The sequence below is a fragment of the Streptomyces sp. NPDC047974 genome, from assembly GCF_040653375.1.
Classification (GTDB): Bacteria; Actinomycetota; Actinomycetes; order Streptomycetales; family Streptomycetaceae; genus Streptomyces.
On record NZ_JBEZNU010000024.1, the window covers coordinates 1 to 14,269 of the forward strand.

Annotated in this window: 13 protein-coding genes; 7 read left to right on the top strand and 6 right to left on the bottom strand. The window is 74.3% G+C overall.

Going from position 1 to position 14,269, the window contains the following annotated elements; all coding sequences use genetic code 11:
- The first annotated feature begins 142 nt into the window (after window positions 1–142).
- From AB0E19_RS28375 to AB0E19_RS28405, 7 genes are all read left to right on the top strand, one after another.
- The gene (locus tag AB0E19_RS28375; RefSeq protein WP_362185031.1) at window positions 143–1,393 is read left to right on the top strand and encodes a hypothetical protein; all 1,251 of its coding nucleotides are present in this window, start codon (window positions 143–145) and stop codon (window positions 1,391–1,393) included.
- Window positions 1,390–3,864, top strand: coding sequence for a GTPase-associated protein 1-related protein (locus AB0E19_RS28380; protein ID WP_362185032.1), 2,475 nt, complete (start codon window positions 1,390–1,392; stop codon window positions 3,862–3,864). Before AB0E19_RS28375 ends, AB0E19_RS28380 begins: the two co-directional genes overlap by 4 nt.
- A 4-nt stretch (window positions 3,865–3,868) precedes the next feature.
- A complete protein-coding gene (locus AB0E19_RS28385; RefSeq protein WP_362185033.1) occupies window positions 3,869–5,473 on the top strand; it encodes a hypothetical protein in 1,605 nt (534 codons plus the stop codon).
- Window positions 5,470–5,664: a hypothetical protein gene (locus AB0E19_RS28390; protein ID WP_362185034.1), complete on the top strand. Its 195-nt coding sequence runs from the start codon at window positions 5,470–5,472 to the stop codon at window positions 5,662–5,664. Before AB0E19_RS28385 ends, AB0E19_RS28390 begins: the two co-directional genes overlap by 4 nt.
- 95 nt (window positions 5,665–5,759) lie before the next feature.
- A complete protein-coding gene (locus tag AB0E19_RS28395; RefSeq protein WP_362185148.1) occupies window positions 5,760–6,434 on the top strand; it encodes a VWA domain-containing protein in 675 nt (224 codons plus the stop codon).
- Window positions 6,431–7,687, top strand: coding sequence for a protein phosphatase 2C domain-containing protein (locus AB0E19_RS28400; protein WP_362185035.1), 1,257 nt, complete (start codon window positions 6,431–6,433; stop codon window positions 7,685–7,687). Before AB0E19_RS28395 ends, AB0E19_RS28400 begins: the two co-directional genes overlap by 4 nt.
- Window positions 7,684–9,021, top strand: coding sequence for a protein kinase (locus AB0E19_RS28405; protein WP_360604862.1), 1,338 nt, complete (start codon window positions 7,684–7,686; stop codon window positions 9,019–9,021). The genes AB0E19_RS28400 and AB0E19_RS28405 overlap by 4 nt, the downstream gene beginning before the upstream one ends.
- Before the next feature lie 39 nt (window positions 9,022–9,060).
- On the opposite strand, the gene AB0E19_RS28410 is transcribed toward AB0E19_RS28405, so the two are convergent.
- The 6 genes from AB0E19_RS28410 to AB0E19_RS28435 all read right to left on the bottom strand — a co-directional run bounded on the left by AB0E19_RS28410 (window position 9,061) and on the right by AB0E19_RS28435 (window position 14,241).
- Window positions 9,061–9,396 (bottom strand): hypothetical protein, encoded by a 336-nt coding sequence (locus tag AB0E19_RS28410; protein ID WP_362185036.1) that lies wholly within the window; start codon window positions 9,394–9,396, stop codon window positions 9,061–9,063.
- The gene (locus tag AB0E19_RS28415; RefSeq protein WP_362185037.1) at window positions 9,393–10,907 is read right to left on the bottom strand and encodes a hypothetical protein; all 1,515 of its coding nucleotides are present in this window, start codon (window positions 10,905–10,907) and stop codon (window positions 9,393–9,395) included. Before AB0E19_RS28415 ends, AB0E19_RS28410 begins: the two co-directional genes overlap by 4 nt.
- Before the next feature lie 52 nt (window positions 10,908–10,959).
- A complete protein-coding gene (gene msrB / locus AB0E19_RS28420; protein ID WP_362185038.1) occupies window positions 10,960–11,367 on the bottom strand; it encodes a peptide-methionine (R)-S-oxide reductase MsrB in 408 nt (135 codons plus the stop codon).
- Window positions 11,368–11,382: 15 nt separating this feature from the next.
- Window positions 11,383–12,780, bottom strand: a complete 1,398-nt coding sequence (gene murC / locus AB0E19_RS28425) for a UDP-N-acetylmuramate--L-alanine ligase (protein ID WP_362185039.1) — start codon at window positions 12,778–12,780, stop codon at window positions 11,383–11,385.
- Window positions 12,781–12,884: 104 nt separating this feature from the next.
- Window positions 12,885–13,355: an indole-3-glycerol phosphate synthase gene (locus AB0E19_RS28430; protein WP_169089252.1), complete on the bottom strand. Its 471-nt coding sequence runs from the start codon at window positions 13,353–13,355 to the stop codon at window positions 12,885–12,887.
- 106 nt (window positions 13,356–13,461) lie between these two features.
- Entirely contained in the window at window positions 13,462–14,241 is a 780-nt protein-coding gene (locus tag AB0E19_RS28435) for a pyrimidine reductase family protein (RefSeq protein ID WP_362185040.1), read from the bottom strand.
- Window positions 14,242–14,269 lie beyond the last annotated feature (28 nt).

The following is a 14,269-nucleotide window of genomic DNA, read 5'->3' on the forward strand; positions in this document are numbered from 1 at the left end:
GCCCCGCTCCAGACCCTCGAACTCCCGCCGGTCCCGGACCTGTCCCGCCCGCCGTACGCGCTCCGCGCGTTCCTGCTGGGCGACGGGGCCGGAGCTGTACGCCTCGAAGAACCCGCCCTCACGACCCTGGTGGTGCGCTGACATGACGACGGTGATCTGCCCCTACTGCTTTCACCGCACACAGGCCGCCCGGCTGCCCTACCGCTGCCTGATGGCGCGGACCGGGCTGCGCGGCGGCACGCCCTGCGACCCCGAACGGGACGACGTGTGGGCGGGCTTCACCGGCTCGACCCGCGCCCCCGCCGCGTACATGCGGGGACCGGTCTTCTCCCCGCCGCGCGGCCTCGGCGGGCTGCGCGGGCCCGGACCGCGCGCCGAGTGCCCGCACTGCGGGGTGCCCACCCCGGTCCGGGTCTGCGCCAACTGCCACAGCGACCTGCCCAGCGACTACTGCGAGCAGGACAGCCGGATCATCGCCCTGGTCGGCGCCAAGGCCTCCGGCAAGAGCACCTACGTGTCCGTGCTCGTCAACGAACTGCGCCACCGGGTCGGGCAGGCGTACGGCGCGGCGCTCGCCGCCATGGGCGACGAGAGCCAGCGGCGCGACCGCGAGATGGCCGAGGACCTGTACGACCGGATGCGCCTCCCGGACGCCACCATCCCGTCCGCCGCCGGCTTCAACGACCCGCTGCTGTACCGGCTGAGCCTGCCCCGCAAGGGCTTCGGCCGCGACGGCAGCCGGCACACCGCGCTGGTCTTCTTCGACGCGGCCGGCGAGGACCTCAAGTCCGCCGAGGCGATGAACCTCTACACCCAGTACCTGAGCGCCGCCGACGGTATCGTGCTGCTCGTCGACCCGCTCCAGCTCGGCGCCGTCCGCGACACCGTCGGCGACCGCGGCGGGCCGGTGCCCGCCCGGGACACGCCCGCCCTCCAGATCGCCGCCGAACTCGCCACCCAGCTCCGCTCGCACGGGCGGGCCGGCTCCCGGGGCCGGGTCGCCACCCCGCTGGCCGTCGCCGTCACCAAGACCGACACCGTGCGCGGCCTGCTCGACCCGCACTCCCCGCTGCACGGCAACGCCCCGCACACCGGCGGCCGTTACGACCACGCCGACCGGCTCGCCGTCCACGAGGAGACCCGCTCGCTCCTGGAGGGCTGGGGCTCCGGCTCGCTGTGGCGCCAGCTCGAACGCGACTTCTCCGAGGTGTCGCTCTTCGGGATCTCCGCGCTCGGCGCGCCGCCACCCGACGACTCCCCCGCCGACGCGCCCGCCACCGGCCCCCAGCCCGTGCGCGTCGAGGACCCGCTCCTGTGGCTGCTCGCCCGGCGCGGCCTCGTGCCCGTCGCCAAGCCGCCGCGCGAGAACGGCAAGGGGGTGCCGGTCGCATGAGCCTCCTCCAGATGCACTACACCTCGGCGCCGCCGGGACCCGACGGCTCCGGCTTCCGCTTCACCGCCGTCAGCCCCGGCGTGCCGCACGCGGTGCTGCGCGAGGCCGAACAGCTCGTCGGCTACGAGCCGCCCCGCGACGCCCCGGCCCGGCCGACCGAGGACGAACTCGGCGCCTTCCCCGAGATGTTCGGCTTCACCCGGCTGTCCGACGGCAGCGGCCTGCTGAGCCGCACCGTCTACACCGGCGCCGACTACAGCGGCCGCTGGGGCAACTTCCACGCCCACGCGCTGCTCGTGCCCGCGGGCGAACCGCTCCCCGACGACCTGCCGCCCATCGCGCTGTGGGGCGCCGCCGAGTGGACGGACCGCTCGCCCGAGGGCGGCGCGCCGCCGCCCCTGGAGCGGCTCACCCCGGGGCTGCCGCACGGCCTCGGGCCCACGCTCACCGCCTTCGCCGCCGACGCCGGACCCCGGCTCGCCGCCCTCCTCGCCGACCTGCGGCGCCTCGCCGAGGACCCGCAGGCCCCGCAGGTCGTCATCGCCGAGCAGGACACCCGGGACGTCGCCCACTGGCTGATCGTCGCCTGCGCCGCGCTCCCCCGGGACGTGGCCCGCGACCTCACCTTCACCACCTACACCCGGCGGCCCCAGCACGCCCGCCAGCAGGTCGTCGGGGTCCGCCCCGAGGACGCGCGGGCCGTCACCGGGCAGCCCCACCGGTACGCCGTCCACGACCGCTCCGACCCCCGCGCCGCACCGCCCGCCACCGACGACGTGTGGGCGCTGACCGCCGCCGCCGTCTGGGCCGCCGGGGCCAACGCGCTCTTCAAGTCGGCCCGCGACCTGCCGGACGCCGGGCCCTTCGCCGCCGGTCCGCTCGCCGCGCTCGCGCTCGCCGGGGGCGTGCCCGTCCCGGCCGGCGCGGTCGCCGAGGCCGCCCGGTGGGCCGCCGCCCATCCCCGCGCCCTGGACGAGACCGCCCTGGAGACCTTCCTCCGGGCCGTCTGCGAGGAGGGCCGGCCCGGCGCGCTCGCCCCCGACGCCCTCGCCGGGCTGCTCGCCGCCTTCCGCGACACCGTCCCGCTCGCCGTCACCGCCCCGGTCACCGCCCGGCTCGTCGCCGCCGCCGTCCACGACCGGGCCGCCACGCCCCCGCCGCTGCCGCCCGGCGCGCTCCCGGAGCCGTACCGCACCCGGCTCACCGGCGAACTCGGCGAACCCCTCCGGGCCGGGATCGCCACCCCCACCACGCCGCTGCGGCGGGTGGGCGGCCTCCTCGCCACCGCGCGGGCGCTCGGCGTCGAACACGAGGACCTGCTGCCGGGGCTCGCCGAACGGCTCTGCCGGCGGGTCCTCGACCGGGCCGGCGCCGGCCCCGACTCCGTACGGGACGTGCCGGACGTCCTGGCCGGGTCCGAATCGCTGCGCGTCCGCCTCCTCGACCTCCTGAACACCCGGGCCGCCGACGATCCGACGGCCGTGGCCCGCGCGCTGCGCGCCGTACCGCTCCCGCTCGACGGGCCCGGGGACCGGTCTCACCTGCGACTGTGCGCGGCGGCCGTGGAGCCCAGGCCCAGCACGAAGAACCGGACGGTGGTCCTGCGCGAGCTGCTCCGGGCCGCCGGACTCGACGGCGCCCCGCCCCCGCCGATGGTGCTGCGGACCGCGCTGGCCCTCGTCTGGCCCGACCGCACCCAGACCGCCGCCGAGGCCACCGCCCTCCTCGACGACGGGGCCGCCCTCCACCAGGCCGCCGGCACCTGGAACGACCTGGTGGCCGCGGCCATCGAGGCGCCCGCGACCGACACCGGCGCCCCGCTCCTGGCCAAACGGCTCCTCGCCGAGGGCGTCGAGGCGCTCGGCCGGTCCGTCGTCGCCGACCTGAAGCTGCTCTCCCTCGTCCACGCCCTCCAGCACCCCGACGGCGACCCCAGCGTCCCCCACGGCGGCCTCGTCCACCGGGTCCTCGGCCTCTCCCACAACGCCCGGCCCGCCGTCCAGACGCGGGCCGCGCACGCCCTCGCGCTGCTCCTGCTCAGGCCCCAGCGGCCCGCCGAGGAACTGAAGGCCTTCGCCGAGAGCAACAACCCGACACTCATCGACGCCTACGACAAGGCGGCCCGCTCGCCCGTCCTCACCGACTTCCTCGCCGCGCCGCACCGGCTCGCCGACTGCTACGTCGTCTGGAACTCCCACACCCACGTCGGCCCGCTGTGGGAGCTGACCCGCACGGGCCTCCTCGAAGACGTGCTGCGGCCCGTCGTGCGCCGACTGCCCGACGACCAGATACAGGCGGCGGCCGAGCTCGTCGCCCGGCAGGCGCCGTCACGGCGGGCCGCCTTCGAGGAGTGGTGCCGGCCCGCCGGCGGGATGAAGCAGCTCTTCCGCCGCCTCGGCGGACGCAGGACCGACAAGGCCCAGGAACCCCGCTGGGGCGACGTCCGGCCGCCGCGCGAAGGCGGGAGGTGACCGCGTGGACGGCGGACGACTGACCGAACTGGTCCTCACCCTGCTCGTGGTGCTGTGGGCCGTCACGGCCCTCCTGGTCTGCGTCGGCAACGCGTTCTGGAAACTGCTCGCCGCCGCCACCAAGGCCGTCGTGGTCGAACTCGGCCCCTTCGACGCGGGCCGCTCCGACCAGCGGGTCATCCCCATCGACGCCGAGCCCGCGCACCCCTCCTACTGGGCACGGCAGCTGTGGGTCGACACGGCGGGCGTCCTCGGCGCCGGACTGCGGGCGCCCTGGCGCCGGTGGCGGAGCCACTGGATGGCGACCGTCGCCGCCCGCCTCCTCCAGCGGCGGCGCCCCTCCACCGGCGTGCGCGGCGGCAACCCGATCACCCGGCTGTGGCTGCTGCTCATGGCCCCCGGCACCGCGCTCGGCGCCACCCTCGCCGTCCTGCTCGTCGCCGTCCTGCACGGCGCCGCGCTGCTCCTCTTCGCCCTGCTCGTCACCGCCGTGTGGAGCGGCTGGCTGCTCGCCGTCGGCGTGCTGCGCGGGGCCGAACGGGCCTGGCTGCTGACCTTCCGCATCAGGACCGTGTGCCCGCACCCCGGCTGCCACCGGCCGGTGCCGCTGGCCGCCCACCGCTGCCCCCAGTGCACCAACGAGGTCCACCGGGAGCTGCGGCCCGGACGGTACGGCGTCTACCGGCACGCCTGCCGGTGCGGGGCCAGGCTCCCGTCCTCGCTGTTCACCGGCCGGGCGCTCGTCCCCGCCGAATGCCCCGCCTGCGACCGGCCCCTGCCGCCTTCGCTCGCCACCACCCGGGTGGTGCACGTCCCCCTGATCGGCGCCTCCTCCTCCGGCAAGACCATGCTGATGGCCGCCGTCGTCGCCGGACTGCGCTCCTGGGCCGCGAGCGGGGCGCTCACCCTCGACTACGCCTCCGACGCCGACCGGCACGACGGCGCCCTCCTCGACAAGCGGCTGCGGGACGACGACTGGGCGCTGAAGACCCAGGGCGACCAGCGGGCCTGGATGATCCTCGTCGGCCGGGGCCGGCGGCGCCGGCTGCTCTACCTGTACGACCCGATGGGCGAGGCCCTCCAGGGCGCCGACCGGCTGCGCGAACAGCAGTACCTCGCCCACGCCGACGGGGTCCTCTTCGTCGTCGACGTCCTCGCCGACCGGGAGGTCCGCAAGAAGATCGCCGAGGCCGACGGCGGCACCGTCGCCGACGCCCGGCCCGCCGCCCAGGGACCCGTCGACACCTTCGACGGGCTCAGCGGCGAACTCACCGCGCTCGTCGGACGGAGAGGAAGACTGCCCGTGGCCGTCGTCGTCACCAAACGGGACGTGCTCGACCGGATCCCCTCCCTGCCGCCCGCGGGCGCGCAGGTCGACGGCTGGCTGACCACCATCGGCCTCGGCGGACTCGTCCTCAACTTCACCCACCAGTTCGAGACCGCCCGCTACTGGTCCGTCAGCGCCTACACCGCCACCGGCACCGGCGCCCTCGACCCCGAGGGCCGCCGGGCCGCCGAACCCGTCCTGTGGCTGCTCGCCCGCTCCGGCCTCCGCGTCGACGCGCTGGTCGACGCCCGCCCCGGCGGAACGGGGGCGCGCGGCCGATGACCGTGGTCACCCCGCGGGTCGCCCGCTCCCGGAAGGCCGTACGCGCCCTGCTGACGACGGCCACCGTCGTCGTCCTCGCGGCGGCGGCGCTCGGCGCCGTGTACGGGGCGCCCGGGCTGCTCGACGCGATCCTCCGGCTCGCCGAGTCCGTCCCCGCCTGGTGGGAGGAGCTGACGGCCACCACGCCCTGAACCACTCCCAGACCGTCCCCGAACCACCCACTCCCCGACTCCCCGACTCCCCGACTCCTCTGGAGGAAACCGTGTCCGACCTCCCCGGCGGCGCCATGTCGAACCGCCCGGTGCACTTCATCTGGCTGCTCGACACCTCGTACTCGATGTCCGGCGAGAAGATCGGCCAGCTCAACTACGCGATCCGGGAGGCGATCCCGGAGATGCGCTCGGTGGCCGACGACAACCCGGCCGCCCAGCTCCTGCTGCGCACCATCACCTTCTCCACCACCGCCCGCTGGCACCACAAGGACCCGGTGAAGGTGCACGACTTCACCTGGCAGGACGTGGCACCCGACGGCACCACCAACCTCGGCGAGGCGCTGACCCTGGTCGCCGGGGAGCTGCGCACCCCGCCGATGCCGGAACGGGCCCTCAAGCCCGTGATCGCGCTGGTCTCCGACGGGGCGCCGACCGACGACTGGCGGGCCGGGCTCCGCGCCATCGAGGCGACGCCGTGGGGCCGCAAGGCCGTCCGGGTGGCCATCGCGATCGGCGCGGACGCCGACCGGGGCGTGCTCCAGGAGTTCCTGGCCAACCCGGAGCTGCGGCCGCTGGACGCCAACAGCCCCAAGCAGCTGGCCGCCGCGATCCGCTGGGCGTCGACGGCCGCCGTGAAGGCCGCCTCGCAGCCCGTCGCCGGGGGCAACGGCTCGGGCGACGGCCCGACCAAGCCGGCCGCGCCGTACGCGCCGCCGGTGCTCGCCACCGACGACGACGACGTGTGGTGAGCGCCCTGCCGACCTGGGAAGTACTCGACACGAGCGTCATCGGCTACGGCAAGAAGCTCAACCAGGACTGGGCGGAGACCGGCGGCACGGGAGCTGCGAACGACCCCGTGATCCTGACCGTCGCCGACGGGCACGGCTCCGCCTCCTACCCGCGCAGCGACGTCGGGGCGAAGTTCGCCGCCGCGCTCTTCGCCGCGAAGGGGCGGGAGTTCGGCTCGCTCGTCCGCCCCGGCCGGCTGTCCTGGCTGCGCGACTACGCCCGCTACGAGCTGCCCGAGCAGCTGGTGCGGGACTGGCAGGCCAGGGTGTGGGAGCACTGGGCCCGCCAGCCGGGGCCCGAGGGCGCGGACGCGCCCCGCGAGGAGGTCCTGAGGATGTACGGCTCCACGCTCATCGGAGCCGTACTCGCCCCCGGCCTCTTCGTCGCCTGGCAGCTCGGCGACGGCGAACTGACCGTCGTGGACGCGGACGGGCGGGTACGCCTCCCGCTCGCGCCCGAGCACGCCGAACTCGGCGACGAGACCGCCTCCCTCTGCCTCCGCAAGGCCTGGCACCTGGTCCGCGTCCACTGGGAACCCCTGCCCGAACCGGCCCGGGCCCCCCGGCTTGTCACCCTCTCCACCGACGGCCTCTCGAAGAGCTTCGCCTCGGACGCGGGCTTCACCGAGTTCACGGCCGGCCTCTACGAACGGCTCGCCGCCCGGGGCCTCCCCGGGATCGAGCAGGACGTCCCGCGCTGGCTGGAGGCGGCCTCCCGCCACTCCGGCGACGACACCACGCTGGCGCTGGCCCACCGCGCGGAGCCCGGGGGCGAAGAGGAGCGCGGGGACGCGGAGCCTGAAGGCTCGGAGCCTGAGGGCGGGGAGCGCGGGGGGCGCGGGGGCGCGGAGCCCGGGGGACAGGAGCCTGAGGGACAGGAGCCTGAGGGACAGGAGCCTGAGGGACAGGAGCCTGAGGGACGGGAGCCTGAGGGACGGGTGGCGGGGGCCGACCCGCGGGAGGCGTGGGCGCGGGCTCCGGAGCCGGCGCGGCCCTGGGGGGCCGGGGCGGACGTGGATCCAACATCCGATCTCTCGGATCCAACCTCCGATACATCGGATCCAACATCCAAGCTCCCGGATCCACCGTCCAGCCTTTCGGATCCAACATCCAAGCTCCCGGATCCACCATCCAACCTCTCGGATCCACTATCCGAGAGATCGGATCCAACCGGCGGCACGAGGAACGACGACGAGGAGACCGAACGACCATGAGCGGCATGCTCGACAACGGGGACACGCTGACGACCGGCACCGGGGAGACGCTCGTCGTCGACCGGCTGCTCGGCCAGGGCGGCCAGGGCGAGGTCTACCGGGTGACGCTTCCCGACGGCTCCGCCAAGGCGCTCAAGTGGTACTACCCCGAGAGCGCGACCCCGCAGCAGCGGCGGGTCGTCGAGGACCTGGTGGAACGGGACTTCGACGACGAGCGGTTCCTGTGGCCGACGGCGTTCGTCGACGCGGCACCGGACCGCTTCGGCTATCTGATGGACGTGCGCCCCGACCGCTTCCGGGGTCTGCCCGAGCTGTTCCGGCGGACGGTCACCACCAGCTTCCGGGAGCTGCTGACCGCCTGCCTGTACACGGTGGAGGCGTACCAGGCACTGCACTCGCGCGGCATCGCCTACCGGGACATTTCCTGGGGCAACATCTTCTTCGACCCGGCCACCGGCGACGTCCTGGTCTGCGACAACGACAACGCGGTGGTGGAGGGCGACCAGAGCGGCATCTCCGGCACCATGGGCTTCATGGCCCCGGAGCTGGTGCGCGGCGACCCGGGGGCCATGCCCGGCACCCAGAGCGACCTGCACTCGCTGTCGGTGCTGCTCTTCATGTTCCTGGTGAACCACCACCCCTTCAAGGGGGCCAGGGAGCTGGCGATCCGCTGCCTGGACGAGCACGCGGAGCGCAGGCTGTACGGCAAGGACCCGCTGTTCGTCTTCGACCCGGACGACACCGACAACCGACCGGACCCGGTGGAGCACACGACGGCGCGGGTGCTGTGGCCGCTGGTGCCGCCGTCGCTCCAGAAGCTGTTCACGCAGAACTTCACGGTGGGACTGCGGGAGCCCTCGGCCCGGGTGCGCGAGTCCCAGTGGCGCGACGCCCTGCGGGCGGCCCGTGACGCGATCGTCGAGTGCCCGAACTGCGGCCGGCCGAACATGACCGAGCCGGGCTCGGCGGCGCCCGGGACCTGCTGGAAGGACGGCGCCCCGCTGGTGCTGCCGCCCCGGCTCGTGGTGACCACCCCGCCGCCCCGGTCGGAGCGGCACATCATGCTGGGGCGGGCGGCCCGGATCCACCGCCACCACCTGACGGCGGAGCCGACCCGGCACGACTACTCGGACGGCAGCCTCGTCGCCGAGCTGGTCGAGCACCCGCAGAAGCCGGGCCGGTACGGGCTCGCCAACCGCTCGGCGGAGGCGTGGACCGGCACCCGTTCGGACGGCACCAGCCAGCGGATCGTGCCGGGCCAGACGGTGCCGCTGCGCGCCGGCCTCGCCCTCGAACTCGCCGACGGCGCCCGGGCCGAGGTGCGCGCCCGCTGACCCGGGGCGGCCCCGGCGGCCCCGCCCGCGCCGGCCGCCTCAGCCGCCGAAGAACGCCAGGATCCCCTGGAGCAGGGCCATGCCGCCGCTGCCGACCGTGACGTACGGCTCGACGGCGGCGAGCGCGGTGCGCACCCGGCCCTCGTCGGCGGGGCGGTTCTCCCGCTCGGCGGCGGCGAGTTCGTCCCGTACCGACTCCGCCGGGGCGAGCGCCGTGGTGGCGGCGGGCTGCTCGCGCAGCAGGGTCACCAGCTGCTCGGCGAGGGCGCGGGCGGTGACCGGCTCGGCGGGCTGGTGGTATTGGTTGTTGGTGACGGTGTTGTCGTTGCCGAAGGCGTTGCCGCTCACCGGGCCGTTGAAGTTGAAGGTGTTCACGGGGTCCCCTTTCCTTGTGCCCACTGGCCGCCGGGGCCGGGCTGTCCGCCGCCGGCCCCGGGCTGGCCGGGTGTGTTCTGGACGACGTTCTGGTGGCCGAAGGCGTTGCCCTGCACGATCCCGTTGAAGTTGTACGTCGGGTTCGAGTTGATGATCTGCTTCGTCGAGTCGAAGGACGCGCTGTCGATGTGATGGTCCTTCAGGAAGCGTTCGGTGGCGATGAGGATGCCGCCCTGGAGGCGCTGGAGGTAGTCCTGCGCGTCGGCGGAGTCGCTGAAGAGCATCTGCTCGGGGTCCGAGACGCGTTCGCGGACGCTGTCGGTGGCGCCGTGGTCGTGCAGGGTGTTGCGGCGGGTGATGTCGCGGCGGTCGCGCCGCAGGGCGCGCTCGCGGCCGCGGCGCAGGGAGGCGCGGCGGGCGGTGCGGGACCAGGAGCCGGTGAGGCAGCGCCACCAGATGGAGTTGGTGCCGCCGAAGAGCATCCGGAACCGGTCGAAGCCCTGGGTGGGGAGGGTGGTGACGGTGGAGAAGCGGGCGGCCGGCGGCGGGATCACGAAGATCATGAACTCCCAGGAGAGGCTGGGGGGATGGAGCCGCGCGCGCATGTGGACGGAGACGACGACCCGGCCGCCGTCGCTGATCCGCTCCAGGCTGAGGTAGGTGCGGGTGCCGGCGCCGGGCTTGATCAGGCCGGTGCGGACGAGGTCGGGGGAGATCTGGGGACGGGGGCGGCCGACGCGCGAGTCGAGGAGTTCGCCGACGAGGTACGGGACGTGGTCGCCGGAGACGTACAGGCGGTTCCTGGCGCGCAGCCCCTCCAGGCCGGATATGGTCTCCATCTCGCGGGCGACGAAGGTGTGCAGGTCGACCGCGTCGAAGGGCCGTACGGCGAGTTTCCGTCCGGGGTTGGCGGGGTCGTCGGCGGGCTGGGAGACGTCGACGGGGTGCCAGACGACGTCCTTGACCTTCTCGCCGTGGCCGACGAACGGGTCGTGGTGGCCGGCGGAGGCGGTGTACGGCAGGACGTTGGCGCGGGCGAGGGCCCGCAGCCGGTCCTCGGCGTCGCTCTCGACGGCCGGGGCCTGCTCCTCCGGCCGGGTGTCCTCCTGGAAGACGCGCTGGGCCTCCCGCCAGGAGACGGCGAGGTCGTGGTGGGTGGCCCACCAGCCGCCGAGGAGGGCGGCGAGCCCGATCACGGCACCGGTCCCGCCGAGGAAGGGGTCGACGGCGAGCCCGAGGGGGAGGAGCGCGACGCCCGCCCAGAGCAGGAGGAAGAGCAGCGACAGGGTCCGGTCCCTGGCCCGGACCCTGCGGGCGGCCACCCGCGCGTGCCGCGCGAGCGCCACGAGGTTGACCCCGAGCGGCAGCCCTATGGCGGTCAGCCGGTCGCCGGTGAGCTCGACGTCCATGTCGTGGGCGAAGGCGTCGTCGAGATAGACGTGCGCGCAGAGCTTCCTCGTCACCGCGTCCTTGCGGTAGGTGGGAAGCGGAGCTAAGTTCCGGCCGGCCATGCGGTCCCCCTGAGTCCGTCACCGGACACCCTAGGGGGACCGCGGCGCCGTGTCAGTCGTCCGCCGGCTTCAGCCTCAGCGAGATCGAGTTGATGCAGTAGCGCTGGTCCGTGGGGGTCGGATAGCCCTCGCCCTCGAAGACGTGGCCGAGGTGGGAGCCGCAGCGGGAGCAGCGGACCTCGGTGCGGATCATGCCGTGGGAGGTGTCCGCGATCAGCTCGACGGCCTCGCTGTCCTTCGGGTCGAAGAAGGACGGCCAGCCGCAGTGCGACTCGAACTTCTCGTGCGACGTGAAGAGCTCGGCCCCGCAGGCGCGACAGGAGTAGACGCCCTCTGTCTTCGTGTCCGTGTACTCACCGCGGAAGGCGGGCTCGGTGCCGGCCAGCCGGAGCACCTGGTACTCCGACGGGGTCAGCTGCGCCTGCCACTCCGCGTCCGACTTCTCGACCTCGTACGCCATCGTCCGTCCACTCCCTCAGTTCGCCAGGTGGGCGAGGATCGCCGGACCGAGGTCCGTGACGTCGCCCGCGCCCATGGTCAGAACGAAGTCGCCCGGCCGCGCCATTCCCGCGATCACCTCGGGGACGGTCGTCTTGTCGTGGACGGGGGTGACCTCGGCGCCGGCGGCGCGGGCCGCGTCGAGGATGAGCTCGCTGGTGACGCCGGGGATCGGGTCCTCGCGGGCCGGGTAGATGTCGAGGACGACGGAGCCGTCGGCGAGCGCCAGGGCGTCGCCCATCTCCTTGCCGAGCTCCTGGGTGCGGGAGAAGAGGTGCGGCTGGAAGACGACGAGCAGCCGGGAGTCGCCCGCGGCGCCGCGCATGGCCTCCAGGTCGGCGGTCATCTCGGTGGGGTGGTGGGCGTACGAGTCGATGACCTGGACGCCCGCGGCCTCGCCCTTGAGCTGGAGGCGGCGGCCGACGCCGGTGTAGGCGGTGAGCGCCTGGGCGAGGGCGTCCGGGTCGAGGCCCGCGCGGGCGCCGGCGGCGAGGGCCGCGGCGGCGTTGTGGGCGTAGTGGCGGCCGGGGACGGAGACGGTGAAGGTGTGCTCGGCGCCGTCGAGGGCGACGGTGACCTCGCTCTTCATCCCGTTCGGGACGATCTTGAGGATGTGGGCGTCGGAGCCCTCGCCCTCGCCGACGGTGACGATCTCCAGGTCCTCGCGGCCGGCGGCGGCGACCCGGGCGGCCAGCTCGCGGGCGCCGGAGTGCTCGCCGACGACGAGGGTGCCGCCGGGGCGGAGCTTGGCGGCGAACTTCTCGAAGGACTCGTAGATCTCGTCCATGGAGGCGTAGTTCGCGTGGTGGTCGAGCTCGACGTTGAGGACGATCGCGACCTGGGGGTCGTACTTCTGGAAGCTGCGGTCGCTCTCGTCGGCCTCGGCGACGAAGACCTCGCCGGCGCCGTGCCGGGCGTTGGTGCCGGGGCCCGCGAGGTCGCCGCCGATGGCGTACGAGGGGTCGAGGTCCAGCTCGGTGAGGGCGACGGCCAGCATCGAGGTGGTGGTGGTCTTGCCGTGGGTGCCGGCGACGGCGATCGCGGTGAGGCCGTCCATGAGGGAGGCGAGCGCGTCGGAGCGGTGCACGACGGGGATGCCGAGCTCGGCGGCGCGGGCCAGCTCGGGGTTGTCGGCGCGGATGGCGCTGGAGACGACGACGGCGGAGGCGTCGTCGGCGAGGTGCTCGGCGGCGTGGCCGAGGTGGACGGTGACGCCGTGGGCGCGCAGCGCCTCGGCGGTCGGGGAGTCCTTGGCGTCGCTGCCCGCGACCTTGGCGCCGCGCTGGGCGAGGATCTTCGCGATGCCCGACATTCCGGCACCGCCGATGCCGATGAAGTGCGGCCGTTCCATGGCGGCAGGGATGGCGGGTGCCATGCGGTTCTCTCCCCGGGTGTGCGTGAGACGTGTCGGCTCCAGCCTAGTGGCTGCGGCCGGAGGGCCCGGGGACGCAGCGCGTCCCCGGGCCCTCCGCCCCGCCGTCACTCGCTGTGCGCGAAGAGCTTCAGGACGGGGACGCCCACCTTGTGCCGGGCGCGGGAGGCCCAGTCCCGGTGGAAGAACTCCTCCACGTAGTGGGGGGCGGTCAGGACGATGACCTCGTCCGCCCCGGCCTCCTCGACGACCGCCTTCATCTTGTTCAGGGGGTGGTCCTCGACCACCTGTCCGACCGCCTCGCAGCCCGCCTCTCTCAGGGCCCGGAGCGAGTGCTCCAGGGCCAGCTCGGCCGGTTCTCGGGCGGCCTTGCCCTCCGGTTCGTCCCCCTCCCGGGCCGCCTCCTTGAGTTCGCCCAGCGCGACGTCGTCGATGGCGCGCAGCAGTACGTCGGCCTGATCACCGCGCGGCTGCATCAGCACGATGAAGGACACGCCCTCGTCGCCGTGCAGGGTGGTGACGAATTCCACGTCCACGGACGTCAGGGGCTTCTCGATCATCAGAACGCTTGTGAACACCTCAGGAGCCCTTCTGCGGAAACCATCCTTCCCCGTGACCGCACGGGGACTGCGACTGTGATTGTGCCCAGCAGACGCTAAGCGGAACGGCAAATTCCGCTGATTGTCAGATCCGACGGTAGCGGCTGAAGAGGAAGCCGTCCTGCTCCAGCAGAGAAGCCAGCCCAAAGCGTGTCGGAAGGGCGACCGAAGGCCCGTGGGCGATCCGCTGGGCATCACCCGCTGTCATCGTCGGGGAGAGCGTCAGGCACAGCTCGTCGAGCACCTGTGCGGCGGTGAACTGGCCGAGCAGCCGGGGCCCGCCCTCGGTGAGCTGGCGGCGCAGCCCCCGCCCGGCGAGCAGGGCGACCGCGCGGGCCGGGTCGACGGCGGCCCCCTCGCCGGCGAGGAGCACCTCGACCCCGGCCTCCCGCGCCGCGGCGATCCGCTCGGCGGGCGCCCCGGCGCCGGTCAGGACCAGGGTCGGGACCAGCGGGGCGGCGAAAAGCGGAAGGGTGAGGTCCAGGTCGAGCGAGGCGGTGACGACCGCGATGACGGGGGCGGGGCCCTGGCCCGCGGCGGCCCGGCGCGCGGCGAAGGCCTCCCGGGCGCGGGCGGGCCGGTACCCCTCCTGGCGTACCGTTTCCGCACCCACGACGACCACGTCCGCGAGCCCGCGGAGGGTGCCGAAGACCCGCATGTCGGTGTCGGAGGAGAGCGGCTGCGAGCGGCCCTCGTGCTGTCCGGCGCCGTCGAGCGAGGAGACCATGTTGGCCCGCAGCCAGGTCTCGGCCTCTGCCGGATAGGCATAGGCGTCGGCCAGCTCGTCGAGGGACCACTCCCGGTCCACCGCGTTGACCTGGGCGTTCGGGGCTGTCATGTCCGTCACAGGGAAGAGCTGTCGCATTCTCGCAGTCTGACACGGCCCTTACAGT